Here is a 14,179-nt window from a genome sequence, read left to right on the forward strand (position 1 = left end):
TTTGTCCTTCATTTGGATTATTTAGGTCGGTCAATTCTATTTAAATGCACTACTTTTGCCATCAAGAAAATTAATCACTTAACAAATAACCCGTGTATTATGAAAACAATTCTTAGCGCATTAGGACTTTCCCTTTTGGTTTTTACGAGTTGCGGTGGACAAAAAAAAGCTGAAGTAGACTTTATTCAGGACAACATTGACAACGCGGTAGCACAAAACACTATTCAAACAGATATTATCGAGAAATCCGGTAAGATTCTGAATCCGAGAACAATTAACAAAGATGGTAGTATTTCTTATATCCCTATTGATGACTGGTGTTCCGGTTTCTTCCCCGGTAGTATGTGGTTGACTTATAATTTGACCGGAGACAAAAAATGGTTACCATTGGCTGAAAAATATACAGAAGCATTAGACTCTGTGAAACATTTGAAATGGCATCATGATGTAGGTTTCATGATTGGTTGTAGTTATCTGAACGGATATCGCCTGGCAGATAAGAAAGAATATAAAGATGTAGTGGTGGAGGCCGCCAAATCCTTATCTACCCGTTTCCGTCCCGGAGCAGGTGTGATCCAGTCATGGGATGCTGATAGAGGTTGGCAAGGAACGCGTGGATGGAAGTGTCCGGTGATTATAGACAATATGATGAATCTTGAACTGCTGTTTGAGGCAACAGCCTTTTCCGGAGATTCTACTTTCTATGATATCGCTGTGAAACACGCCGATACGACGATGGCACACCATTTCCGTCCGGATAACAGTTGCTATCATGTAGTAGACTATGACCCGGAGACCGGTGAAGTACGCAAGAGACAGACAGCACAGGGATATGCGGACGAATCATCGTGGGCTCGCGGACAAGCTTGGGCTCTCTATGGATATACTACTTGCTACCGTTATACGAAAGACGAAAAGTACCTCGACCAAGCACAAAAAGTATATAATTTCATCTTTAACAATAAGAATATGCCGGAAGATCTCGTTCCTTATTGGGATTACGATGCTCCGAATATTCCGAACGAACCTCGTGATGCCTCCGCTGCTGCATGTACAGCTTCTGCACTCTACGAATTGGATGGTTATCGACCGGGCAATCATTATAAAGAAATTGCTGATAAGATCATGGAAAGTTTGGGCTCTCCTGCTTATCGTGCCGAAGTGGGTACAAACGGGAACTTCATCCTGATGCACTCGGTAGGTAGTATTCCTCACGGTCAGGAAATAGATGTTCCCCTGAACTATGCCGACTATTATTTCTTGGAAGCATTGATGCGTAAAAGAGATTTGGAGAAATGAATATGAATAAACCTATCAACCTTCTGGTCGGCAGCTTGACGCTGTTTGCCGCACAGGGATGCAAAGCTCCGAAACAGGTAGCAGAGCAAGTCGAACATCCGAATATTATCTATGTATTCCCTGATCAATACCGTAACCAGGCATTGGGAATTTGGAGTCAGAACGGGTTTCAGGATAAGGTAAACTTTAAGGGTGATCCCGTGCATACTCCCAATCTGGATGCCTTTGCACGTGAATCAATAGTATTGACTTCGGCACAAAGTAACTGTCCGTTAAGTAGTCCGCATCGTGGAATGCTGCTGACAGGTATGTATCCGAACCGTAGCGGTATACCTTTGAATTGTAATTCTACACGGCCTATCAGTTCATTGCGTGAAGATGCGGAATGTATTGGTGACGTATTCAGCAAAGCTGGTTATGATTGTGCGTATTTCGGCAAGCTCCATGCTGACTTCCCGACTCCGAACGATCCCGAACATCCGGGACAATATGTAGAGACTAAGCGTCCGGTATGGGACGCCTATACACCGAAAGACCGTCGTCATGGTTTTAATTACTGGTATTCTTATGGAACTTTCGATGAACATAAGAATCCGCATTATTGGGATACGGACGGTAAAAGACATGATCCGAAGGAGTGGTCGCCTTTGCATGAATCAGGCAAGGTCGTTTCTTATCTGAGAAATGAAGGGAATGTACGCGATACAAAGAAACCGTTCTTCATTATGGTAGGAATGAATCCGCCTCACAGTCCGTATCGTTCTTTGGATGATTGCGAGGAAGAGGATTTCAACCTTTACCGTAGCCAACCGTTGGATAGCCTGCTGGTTCGTCCGAACGTGGATCTGAAAATGAAGAAGGCAGAGTCTGTCCGTTATTATTTTGCGTCTGTGACGGGAGTAGACCGTGCTTTCGGCCAGATCTTGGAGACTTTGAAAGACTTGGGATTGGATAAGAATACGGTTGTTATCTTTGCTTCCGATCATGGCGAGACCATGTGTAGCCAACGTACGGAAGATCCGAAGAATTCTCCTTACTCGGAATCTATGAATATACCTTTCTTGGTACGTTTCCCCGGTAAAATTCAGCCGAGAGTGGATGATCTGCTGTTATCGTCACCGGATATTATGCCTACTGTTCTTGGACTGTGCGGATTGGGGGATTCAATCCCTGCCGAAGTACAAGGCCGTAATTTCGCTCCTCTTTTCTTTGATGAGAAAGCGGAGATCGTACGTCCCACCGGTGCACTCTATATTCAGAATTTGGATGGCGAAAAAGATGAGAACGGATTGGTACAAACCTACTTCCCTTCTTCAAGAGGTATTAAAACTGCGCAGTATACACTAGCTTTATATATCGACCGTAATACGAAACAGTTGAAAAAGAGCCTTTTGTTTGATGATGTAAAAGACCCTTATCAATTGCACAATTTGTCTTTGGAAGAAAATAAGGAAGTGGTGGAGCAACTCTATCGTGAAATGGGAGCCATGCTGAAAGAAATAAATGATCCTTGGTACACAGAGAAAATTTTGTCGGATCGGATTCCTTATTAAATGACTAGTAATTATAAAACGCAGATTAACACAGATTATCGCAGAGATTGAACCCTTAAGTTTACGATAATTTGCGTTAATCTGCGTTTAAGTTAAGAATAGCAATGAAAAATATAACTCTGATATTATTCTTCCTTTTCGGAGGAATTTCTTCTGCTTTTGCTCAACTTATCGGCTTCGAAGACGGAGTTCCCGAAACGTTTAAAGTTTCAGGGAAGGGAGATGCCAAGGTTTCTTCTCTTTTCTACAAAGAAGGGGAGAATAGCCTGGAATGGGATTTTCACCCCGGTTCTACATTGGATGTCCAAATCAATCCGTTGTCTCTGAATGCGAAAAAAGAACAGCAGTTTGGTATTACGTTGTGGATTTATAATGAGAAACCGCAGCAGGATTCTATTCGTTTTGAGTTCCTGAATAAAGCGGGTGAGGTCTCCTATTGGTTTCCGTATCACTTGAAAGCAGCCGGTTGGCGTGCTTGCTGGATTTCTTTCGCATATATGCAAGGTAATAAGAAGGATAAGAATATTGTTGGGTATCGGCTTGTTGCTCCCGGACGGAAAGGACGTGTCTTTCTTGACCGTTTGATTTTCCCGGAGAAGAAAATGAACCTGAGGACGACTCCCGATCAACAGTTACCGGCTAATAACGGTTTGTCCAATCGTGACCTTTGGCATTGGTGCCTTGTGTGGAAATGGGAACAGCAGTCGTATGATATCCCGTTGGCAACTAAGTTGACCGATAAGCGAAAGAAAGAATTGAAAACGATAGAACAGCGTTTAACGGATTTTCTGGAAGTGAAAAAAGCTCCGCAAGGGCAGATTAATGCAGCTTATAAGACATTTGAAAAAGCAGCTATCACACCTTCTGCTGCCGGAACGGGATTTGTGGGAACTCCTATTGTCGCTCCCGACGAGCAGAATAAGAAGAAAGGGGAAATGTCATGGAATGATATTGAGACCATGCTTGCAGGTTTTGCATACGATTATCTCTGTAATCAGAACGAGGCTTCAAAGAAGAATTACTTTACGGTATTCGATTATGCTATTGACCAGGGATTTGCCTTTGGTAGCGGTATGGGAACCAATCATCATTATGGTTATCAGATTCGTAAGATATATACGACTGCCTGGCTGATGCGTGATGCGATTTATAAACATCCTCATCGGGATGCTTATCTCTCTACATTGCGTTTCTGGGCTGCTTTACAGGAAACCCGCCAGCCATGTTCGCCCACTCGGGACGAACTATTAGACTCCTGGCATACACTGCTGATGGCGAAATTCGTTTCGGCCATGATGTTCCCGGATGCAAGAGAACAGGAACAGGCGTTGAGCGGCTTGTCCCGTTGGCTGTCTTCTTCGTTACGCTATACCTCCGGAACAATTGGCGGTATAAAAGTGGATGGGACTACTTTCCATCACGGAGGTTTTTATCCCGGCTATACCACCGGAGTATTGGCAACAGTAGGAGAATTCATCGCTTTCACGAATGGAACGAGTTTCGAGTTGACGGAAGAAGCCCGCCAGCATATAAAGTCTGCTTTTATCGCCATGCGTAATTATTGTAATCTTTATGAATGGGGAATCGGTATCAGTGGACGTCATCCTTTCGGTGGAAAGATGGGTAGTGATGATATTGAAGCGTTTGCTAATATTGCTCTGTCTGGTGACTTGTCCGGTCAAGGGAATGCGTTCGACCGTAATTTGGCTGCTGATTATTTGCGCTTGGTACATGGCAAAGATACTCCGAATGCACGTTTCTTTAAGAAAGAGGGTGTCAAGGCAGCTCAAGCTCCACAAGGATTCTTTGTTTACAACTATGGTTCAGCGGGAATATTCCGTCGTGCGGATTGGATGGTGACATTGAAAGGATATACAACTGATGTCTGGGGAGCCGAGATTTATGCGAAAGATAATCGTTACGGGCGTTATCAGAGTTATGGCTCTGTGCAGATTATGGGTAAAGGGAATCCTGTTTCCCGTGCCGGAAGTGGTTTTGTGCAGGAAGGATGGGACTGGAATCGTTTACCGGGTACGACTACCATTCATTTACCCTTTGAGTTGCTTGATAGTCCGTTGAAGGGAACTACTATGGCGCGTTCCAAAGAGAACTTCTCCGGAAGTACTTCTTTGGACGGTAAAAACGGAATGTTCGCTATGAAGTTGATGGAACGTGATTATGAGAACTTTACGCCCGACTTTGTAGCCCGTAAGTCTGTTTTCTGTTTCGATAACAGAATGGTTTGCCTGGGAACAGGTATCACGAACAGTAATACTGAGTACCCAACGGAAACTACCCTTTTTCAGACGAAATATAATGGTAAAGACAGTAAGGTGGGAGATGATGGCTATTGGCTGCATGATGGTTATGATAATTATTATCATGTAGTAGACGGAGCAGTCCGTTCGCAAGTGGCGGAACAGGAGTCGCGCCATGAGAAGACCCGAGCGGTGACGAAAGGTAAATTCTCTTCTGCTTGGATAGCACATGGCAAGGCTCCGAAAGATGGAACATACGAATATATGATTCTTATACAACCTTCTTCTTCCGATTTGGAGGAACTTCGTAAGACCCTGCCATATAAAGTCTTGCAACGTGATCAAACAGCTCACGTTGTTTATGATAAAGAAACGGGTATTACGGGTTATGCTGCTTTTGAAACCTATCAATCTGCAAATGACAAAGTGGTTGCTTCCATTCCGGCCGAAACGATGGTGATGGTTGCACAAGAGTCGGACAAGAGTATTCGCCTGAGCGTATGTGATCCTAACTTAAACATAGAAGAGAAAACATATACAACGAAAGAGCCTAGCCGCCCCATTCGTAAAGAGATATGCCTTAAGGGGCGTTGGACGCTAAAGAGTCCGATGGAAAATGTAACATTGCGGCAACAGGGAGAAAATACCGTATTGACAGTGATTTGCCAACATGGGCAACCTGTTGAGATGCTCATGGAAAATAAGTGATTAGTGAATATTAAGAAAAGGTATTAGTTGCTTTAGTTTCTATGAAAGAAGAGAAGACCGGTTCGTGGTGGACCGGTCTTCTGTATTTTTTATTTATTCAATCTCCATTCGAAACCATCTTTGGTATCTTTGATTTCGAACCCGAGTGCTGTCAGCGTGTTGCGAATCTCGTCGGATGTCGCCCAGTCTTTATTGGCTTTTGCTTTCATACGTTGTTCCAGCAGCATATCTACTACTTTCCCGTATGCCGCTTCACGGCCATCGGAAGAACCTTTCTCCTCTTTCAATCCCATAATGTCAAAACTGAACAGATGGAAAGTCTCTTTCAGATCTTTCAAGTCTTCGGCAGAGATTGTGGCATTGCCGGCAATGATATTATTTATGATACGGGCACCTTCGAAAAGTTGTGCGATGACGATAGGAGTGTTCAAATCGTCATTCATTGCTTCGTAGCATTTGGCACGTAGTTCTTTAACGTTGATTCCTTCTGAAGTAGTGGCGGCTGGAGTTATTTTCTCTAATGCGTCGATGGCTTCCATCAGGCGTTGTAATCCTTTTTCAGATGCTTGCAATGCTTCGTTGCTGAAGTCCACCGTACTGCGGTAGTGCGCTTGCAGAATAAAGAAACGGATAGTCATGGGCGTATAGGCTTGCGCCAACAACTTATGGGTACCGTTGAAAAACTCATCCAACGTGATAAAGTTGCCGAGTGATTTGCCCATCTTTGTTCCGTTGATGGTAATCATGTTATTGTGCATCCAATAGTGAACCATATCGTCCCCCTGAGAAGCGACCGACTGTGCAATTTCACATTCGTGGTGAGGGAAAACCAAATCCATTCCTCCTCCGTGAATATCGAAGTGTTCGCCCAAATATTTGCGTCCCATAGCGGTACATTCGGCATGCCATCCGGGAAAACCGTCACTCCACGGAGACGGCCAGCGCATGATATGCTCGGGTTGCGCTTTCTTCCAAAGGGCAAAGTCGGCGGGATTGCGCTTTTCGCTTTGTCCGTCCAGTTCACGGGTCGTATTCAGTACATCGTCCAGATTGCGGCCGGAAAGCCTTCCGTAATGGTGGTCTTTGTTGTACTTGGCTACATCGAAATATACGGAACCTTCGCTTTCATAAGCGTAACCGGCATCGAGAATCTTCTGTACCAGTTCGATTTGTTCGATGATATGCCCTGAAGCGTGCGGCTCGATACTTGGCGAAAGTACGTTGAGCGCTTCCATTGCTTTGTGGTAGCGGTTCAGATAATACTGTACAACTTCCATTGGCTCCAGCTCTTCCAAACGCGCTTTCTTTTCGATCTTGTCCTCACCGTCGTCGGCATCATGCTCCAAATGACCTACGTCGGTAATATTGCGTACATAACGCACTTTGTATCCTAGATGAGTGAGATATCGGAAAAGAACGTCGAATGTAATAGAGGGTCGCGCGTGTCCGAGATGGGCATCACCGTAGACCGTCGGCCCGCATACGTACATTCCTACATGAGGAGCGTGAAGCGGTACGAACAACTCTTTCTTTCTATTTAAAGTGTTGTAAATTGTAAGTTGATGTTCCATAACCTTTTATATTTGTTTTATTGGAATCGCAAAGTTAGTATAAAATCCGGATATGTAGGCTATTGTTGATAGATAAACTTCTCAATGGCTTCGGCAACGCCATCTTCCTCATTGCTTAAGGTAATGTAGTCAGCCGCTTTTTTCACCGGTTCCTGAGCGTTCCCCATAGCAATACCCAGTCCTGCGAATTTTATCATGGAAAGGTCATTGTAGCCATCCCCCATTGCTATTATTTCTTCACGTTTTACACCTGTCTCTTCTAATAGAACACCAAGAGACAGTGCTTTATCAATACCTTGTGGAACTAATTCAAGAAAATAAGGTTCTGAACGGAAGACATTGATACGTCCTTGTAGCTGAAGACATAGTTCTGATTCCAAAGGAATGAGTCGGTCCGGATCTCCCACAATCAGACATTTGGCTACCGGCAGGGTGATATCAGTAAGAAAATCGTTGGTTTCACGAATCGCCATTTTATTCAGAAACGCTTCTTTTTCTACGTATGGGTCATGGGAATTCTCAGTCACAATCTCTGCTCCGTCGTAAGTCAATATAGTCAGATGGTATGTGCGGGCAGCTTCATAAAGTCGGGGAATGATATCATTAGGCAACACGTTCTCGTATATCATTTCATGCGTTTCCCAGTTGATGATTTCTCCTCCGTTATAGGACAAGATGAATCCGCCGAACTCGTTCATCCGCAATTCATTGGCTAGAGGTACGATACCATAGGTTGGTCGTCCGGAGGCTAAGACAAGTCGTACACCTTGTTCTTGTACACGTATCAATGCCTCTTTGTTGCGGAGGGTGATTTCTTTCTTGGAGTTGGTCAGTGTGCCGTCAAGATCGAGCACGATAAGTTTGTATTTCATGCTGTATGGTTTTGGATACAAAGATATAATAAAAAATCATTTTAGCAAGTCCACCCATTGTTCACTACTCAATGCTGGCAATGTTTCGCTATCAGTAACGAATGTCTCTGCCAGTTTTCGTTTTTCGTCTTGAAGTTGAAGGATTTTTTCCTCTATACTGCCTTGAGTAATGAAACGATAGGCAATCACTTGTTTATCCTGCCCGATGCGATGGGCACGGGCTATAGCTTGTGATTCAGCGGCAGGATTCCACCAGGGGTCGATGATAAATACGTAGTCGGCCTGTGTCAGATTAAGTCCTACTCCTCCCGCTTTCAAAGAAATAAGGAAAGCCTGCACATCTTTTTGTTCGGTGAAATGGGCTATTTCGGAAGGTCGGTCGTTGGTAGCTCCTGTCAGTAAGGCGTACTTCCAGCCACGCTCCTGAAAGGCCTCTGCCAGTACTTCCAGATGTTTGACGAATGAAGAAAATATTAATACTTTGTGTCCTTCACTCCGTAGGGTGTCGAAAGTCTCAATGATTTGTGCAGTTTTCCCGGAAGATCCCGTGAAATCAGGAAAGATTAGTTGAGGATGACACGCCAATTGGCGTAAGCGTAGAATTCCGTTCAATACACTGAATGAGTGCAGTTTGTCCGTACTTTGAGGATGTTGAAGCAGAATATTACGCAAGCTGTTTTTCTCTTGCTCATACCAGGTGTTTTGTTCTTCCGTCATATCACAATAGATTGTCTCTTCCGTAAGCGGAGGAAGTTCCGGAGCAACCTCTCCTTTACTTCTGCGGAGAATGAATGGAGCGATCAACTGTTGCAGTTGTGCTTCTATGCGGGTATTCCCTTGACGGATTGGTAACATAAATCGCTTTTGAAAACTGCTTTCCGAACCTAGCAAGTCCGGTTGTATGAAGTGGAATTGCGCCCACAGGTCTTTAAGGGAATTCTCAATCGGAGTACCGGTAAGTACTAGTTTGTACTTGCTTTGCAGTTGGATAGCCGAATGGAAGGTGAGCGATTCGCTATTCTTGATATTCTGGCTCTCATCGAGTACGATGTATTCAAAACAGTAGGAGCGGAGTATGTTAATATTCTTTCTCATTGTCCCGTAAGTTGTGAACACTAAATGAAAACGTCTGAAAAACTTCTCCGGATGTGTCTTGCTGAGAATACTGGTACTCGTGTATTCTACCATTGAAAGCGTGGTAAAACGTTTTGCTTCCCGACGCCAATTATGAAGTAACGACGTGGGGACCACAATAAGTGTAGCGGGCTTTCGTGGCTTTCGTGCTTGTGGTTGTGATACATTTTCCGGATTCATTTCTTTTCCACGAATCTCGTTTGGTTGGGGCAGTAACTCATCTTCGGAGTCGAAAGAGAATAAAGAGAACTGTCCGTCGATATCCGCTTTTGCTTCCCGGATGGCGGGAGAAGAGACGGTGATATCCGCAGTCTGACGGGCGGTTGGGGATATTGGCTTATAGATATATTGTAGCAGGGTAAGTGTCTGAAGTGTCTTTCCCAATCCCATGTCGTCTGCCAGGCATCCGCCGAATCCTTCTTTGTTGAGATGTACCATCCACGAGAATCCTTTTTGCTGATAGGGACGCAGCTGTGCTTTTAGTCCTTTGGGCGGATGAATGCTACGTATTTCTTTCTTGAATGTGGGAGTCTTGGATGCAGGTGTATTCAAGATAGTCTCTACTACGCCTATGAATGTATGCTTTAAGCGGAATCCTTTTTCTGTCTGGACTCCCATTTCCAGCATATTCGTGTATTTGCTGAACCACTCTTCCGGTAATAAAATCATTCGTCCGTCCGGTAGCAGGAATTCCCTCTTCTCTTCAAGGATATGTTTTCGGAAACGTGTGAAGGGAATACGTAAGTCACCGATAACGACAGTAATATGCAGTTCAAACCAATCGGGATTATCATCGCAACTTTGTTCAGTATGTATCTCGTCCAAGCAATAAGGCGTATTACTCATATTACCGGATAATATAAAAGATTGTTGTAATATTTCCCGGTGGCTGCTTATCCATTCGGAGAGTGTTCTTTCGGGAATATCGGGTGATAACTGAAAGTGAACATCGCTGATACGTTGCAATCCGGCATTTGTCAAGAACTGTATCGCTCTTTTCTCTGCATTGGCATTTCGCCGAAAACAGTATATTTCTCCGGATTCGTTTCGGTAAATAATCCTCTTCATGCCGGTATTGTTGTCTTCCGGAGTGAAGGTTTGGTCGCCATAACGAAAACTAAGCTGTAGCAACTGTTTATCGTAAATCGTATTTTCGATGATTAACATAGCCTCGCAATTTCGCCTCTTCTCGATCAGGTTCAGACCCTCAGTCTTGATGTCATGATAACGGGCTATGGGAATGAGAATGTTGTCAATATACTTTTCGGTCTCGGAAGTTGTTACGCTGATAACTTCTTTTTTGGTAAAAGGCAAAAGTCGGCTACTTTCGATGTTTGGAAAGAAATACAGCTCCATTCCCAATGATAAGGTGGTCGGCATGGATGTTAACACATTGACGGGTTTTTGCTCACTGAGAGAGAATGGCTCGCCTTTATAATAACATTGCAGTTGGTAGCGGAAAATATTTTCATCTATCTGAAATATGAAACGAATCTCAGCGTCATGTGGATGTACGTGGTAGGCATGATGGGCATACAGCAGTTTACTTCCCCCTTGTTTCTGATAAAGCGCTAACTTCTTTTCACGTATCAGAGCCAGCATTTCCTGCAACTTCTTTTCAATAAATGGACGGACGTTGTTTTTTATCCGTTCGGGGTCTTCGGATAATTTATGTAGGAAGCGGGAGACTGTTTTCTCTCGGGAGTATACTCCCATCAAATACTTTTCCGTATAGTGTGACGCGATGTCAATAGCCTGCCTTTCCGCTTCACTCATCCGGTTCATAGCTTCGGCAGAGGCGTGAAATGCCTGTTCTACTAATTGTAATGTGTTGTCACTTAATCTTTCAGCTATATAGGGTATGAGTAATATACCGAGTACAGGATGCTCTGTCAATACGATGATAATTTGTCCGTCAGATGTTTTCTCTTTCATTCTCTTTAGGCTTTAACTGACAAAGATACGGGAAAATCCTTAATTTTGCAGTATGATAGAAGAAAATAGACGAGTACTGTTGGGTATGAGCGGTGGTACGGATAGTTCCGTTGCTGCCATGCGGCTACTGGAGGGCGGTTATGAAGTAACCGGAATTACTTTCCGTTTCTATGAGTTGAACGACTCGACAGAATATCTGGAAGATGCACGTAGTTTGGCGGAGCGTTTGGGTATTCGCCATATCACATATGATGCCCGTGATGTTTTTCGTAAGCAAATCATAGAATACTTTGTACAGGAATATATGGAAGGTCGTACACCGGTCCCTTGTACACTCTGCAATAACTGTCTGAAGTGGCCTTTGCTCGCTAAAGTTGCCGATGAAATGGGCATTTTTTATATAGCGACCGGACATTATGTTCAGAAAGTAGAGTTGGAAGGTACCTATTATATAACCCATGCCGCTGATCCGGATAAGGACCAGTCTTTTTTTCTATGGGGGTTGAAGCAAGATATACTTCGGCGGATACTGTTGCCGATGGGGAATATTACAAAAGTTGAGGCTCGTGTTTGGGCTGCCGAACGCGGTTTCCAAAAAGTAGCGACAAAAAAAGATAGTATAGGAGTCTGTTTCTGTCCGATGGACTATCGGAGCTTCCTGAAAGAGTGGTTGGCCCGAAATGGTCAGTTGCGGTCCGAAAATGTCAGCTGTTGGTCCGAAATGGTCAGACGGGGGAGATTCGTCGATGAAAAGGGAAATTTTATAGGTTGGCATGAAGGATACCCTTTTTACACCATCGGTCAGAGGCGTGGCTTAGGCATTCATCTGAACCGTCCTGTTTTTGTAAAAGAGATATATCCCGAAAAGAACGAAGTTGTGTTGTCTTCTCTTTCTGCTTTGGAAAAAACAGAAATGCAGCTGAAAGATTGGAATCTTGTAAATCCCCAAAAGATTCTGGGCTACAATGATGTCATCGTGAAAATACGATATCGTAAGCAAGAGAACCATTGCACGGTCACTGTTACACCAGATAATTTACTTCATATACAACTTCATGAGCCCTTAACTGCAATTGCGGCAGGACAAGCTGCTGCGTTTTATAGAGATGGTTTACTGCTGGGAGGGGGGATAATAGTGAATGCCCGCTAATTTCGTAGGAAAGAGGATGCGGCTGATACCCAGGTGCCGATATACCTGATACCCGGTGTTGGACATACCGACACCGGGGTATCAAGCTAGAGTGATTTATTATTGGTTTAGCAATAGCATTGTCTCTATGTATTCCCGTGTATTACTTAATCTGGGAATTTTATGCTGTCCTCCCAATTTTCCTTTTTGGGCTAACCAGTCATGGAACAATCCCTGACGGGCAACGATCACCTCCAACGGTTGCAATGCAATATCTTTCCAGCGTTTTGCTTCATAATCGGAATTAACCTCCTTCAGAGTCGCATCTAATATTGCTGCGAATTTCTCAACCGAATCAGGCATTTTGGCAAACTCAATCAGCCACTGGTGACGGCATTTGGCGTTTTCGTCCATAAATACCGGTGCGGCAGAATATTCGCTGACCTGTGCTCCGGTTTCCGCACAAGCCTTAGCCAGTCCTTTCTCGGCATTATCGACAATAAGTTCTTCACCGAATGCATTAATGAAATGCTTCGTTCTTCCTGTGATAACGAATTTATAAGGATTTTTGCTGGTGAATTTCACCGTGTCGCCAATCATATATCTCCATAAACCGCAAGAAGTAGAAATCACCATAGCATAATTCTTGCCTAATTCTACTTCCTCAAGACAATACGCCTGCGGATTTTCTTTTCCCACTTCCTCCAATGGAACAAACTCATAAAAGATTCCGTAATCAATCATCAGCAGCATGGCAGGATCAGAAAGATCGTTTTGCGTGCCGAAGTATCCTTCGGAAGCGTTATACGTCTCTACATAATGCATATTCGGTGAATGTATCACCTGCTTGTATTGCTCACGGTAAGGTGTGAAGGCCACTCCGCCATGGAAAAATACTTCCAAATTCGGCCATACCTCTTCTAAAGTCTGTTTTCCGGTCTTTTCGAGAATCCGTTTGATAAGCACTAGCATCCACGATGGAACACCGGAAAGGCTGGTTACATTTGCCGGAATGGTACTGTTGGCAATTGCTTCTATTTTTGTTTCCCATTCGCTCATCAATGCAATCTTTTTGCTTGGAACACGAATGAAATTAACAAGTGGATTTACATTTTGAATCAAGATGGCCGACAAATCTCCGACCAGACTGTGGTTGGAGTTCAGATTCGGGCTGTGGCTGCCTCCCAGTATCAGTCCTTTTCCGGAGAAAAAGTGACTGTCCGGATTGATACGGAAATAAAGAGCTACCGCGTCTTTTCCTCCCCTGTAATGAATATCCTCCAATGCTTCTTGGCTGACAGGAAGAAATTTACTTTTGTCATTCGTCGTTCCGGATGATTTGGCAAACCAGCGTATCTCCGATGGCCAAAGCAGGTTCTGCTCTCCCGCTCGTAAACGCTCCACATATGGTTTTATTTCTTCGTATGTCTGAATGGGGAGACGTTTTCTGAAATCTTCATAGCTGCGGATGGAGGAGTAGTCGTACTTTTTCCCCCATTCAGTCTGGGAAGCCTGTTGCACTAGGCGGTTTAATACGCGGTGTTGTATCTCGCTGGCTTCACTGGCATATAAATCTATTTGTTTTAAACGGGAGTCGAAAGTCTTGCTGATAATTTTTGTAATATTCATTTCTGCTTTAACATGATAATGTTTATTCGTGCAAAAGTAACCTTATTTATCTTTTTTTTCTATCTTTACGACGGAAATAATCGTTAAAATC

The 14,179-nt window shown here is 43.8% G+C and carries 8 protein-coding genes; 4 read left to right on the forward strand and 4 right to left on the reverse strand.

Annotated elements, in window-relative coordinates:
- Nucleotides 1-99 precede the first annotated feature (99 nt).
- The 3 genes from BACFIN_RS05070 (at nt 100) to BACFIN_RS05060 (ending at nt 5,818) form a co-directional block, all read left to right on the forward strand.
- Nucleotides 100-1,299, forward strand: a complete 1,200-nt coding sequence (locus BACFIN_RS05070) for a glycoside hydrolase family 88 protein (RefSeq protein ID WP_007756326.1) — start codon at nt 100-102, stop codon at nt 1,297-1,299.
- A gap of 2 nt (nt 1,300-1,301) precedes the next feature.
- Nucleotides 1,302-2,852 (forward strand): sulfatase family protein, encoded by a 1,551-nt coding sequence (locus tag BACFIN_RS05065; protein WP_032839846.1) that lies wholly within the window; start codon nt 1,302-1,304, stop codon nt 2,850-2,852.
- Between the two features lie 104 nt (nt 2,853-2,956).
- Nucleotides 2,957-5,818, forward strand: a complete 2,862-nt coding sequence (locus BACFIN_RS05060) for a chondroitinase family polysaccharide lyase (RefSeq protein WP_007756332.1) — start codon at nt 2,957-2,959, stop codon at nt 5,816-5,818.
- Between the two features lie 89 nt (nt 5,819-5,907).
- Here the strand turns inward: BACFIN_RS05060 and cysS are convergent, their stop codons facing one another.
- Genes cysS through BACFIN_RS05045 form a run of 3 tightly spaced genes read right to left on the reverse strand, consistent with a single transcriptional unit; the run spans nt 5,908 to nt 11,330 of the window.
- Nucleotides 5,908-7,389, reverse strand: a complete 1,482-nt coding sequence (cysS, locus tag BACFIN_RS05055) for a cysteine--tRNA ligase (RefSeq protein WP_007756334.1) — start codon at nt 7,387-7,389, stop codon at nt 5,908-5,910.
- A gap of 59 nt (nt 7,390-7,448) precedes the next feature.
- On the reverse strand, nt 7,449-8,261 hold the full coding sequence (locus tag BACFIN_RS05050; protein ID WP_007756337.1) for a Cof-type HAD-IIB family hydrolase: 813 nt from the start codon (nt 8,259-8,261) through the stop codon (nt 7,449-7,451).
- Nucleotides 8,262-8,297: 36 nt separating this feature from the next.
- Complete coding sequence (locus BACFIN_RS05045) at nt 8,298-11,330, reverse strand: DEAD/DEAH box helicase (RefSeq protein WP_007756340.1); 3,033 nt, start codon at nt 11,328-11,330, stop codon at nt 8,298-8,300.
- A 52-nt stretch (nt 11,331-11,382) separates the two neighbouring features.
- On the opposite strand from BACFIN_RS05045, the gene mnmA reads away from it, so the two are divergent.
- The gene (gene mnmA, locus BACFIN_RS05040; RefSeq protein ID WP_007756343.1) at nt 11,383-12,480 is read left to right on the forward strand and encodes a tRNA 2-thiouridine(34) synthase MnmA; all 1,098 of its coding nucleotides are present in this window, start codon (nt 11,383-11,385) and stop codon (nt 12,478-12,480) included.
- Between the two features lie 99 nt (nt 12,481-12,579).
- On the opposite strand, the gene BACFIN_RS05035 is transcribed toward mnmA, so the two are convergent.
- Nucleotides 12,580-14,088 (reverse strand): GH3 auxin-responsive promoter family protein, encoded by a 1,509-nt coding sequence (locus BACFIN_RS05035; protein WP_007756346.1) that lies wholly within the window; start codon nt 14,086-14,088, stop codon nt 12,580-12,582.
- Between the last annotated feature and the right edge of the window lie 91 nt (nt 14,089-14,179).

Origin of the sequence: Bacteroides finegoldii DSM 17565 (assembly GCF_000156195.1) — a bacterium.
GTDB classification, from domain to species: Bacteria; Bacteroidota; Bacteroidia; order Bacteroidales; family Bacteroidaceae; genus Bacteroides; species Bacteroides finegoldii.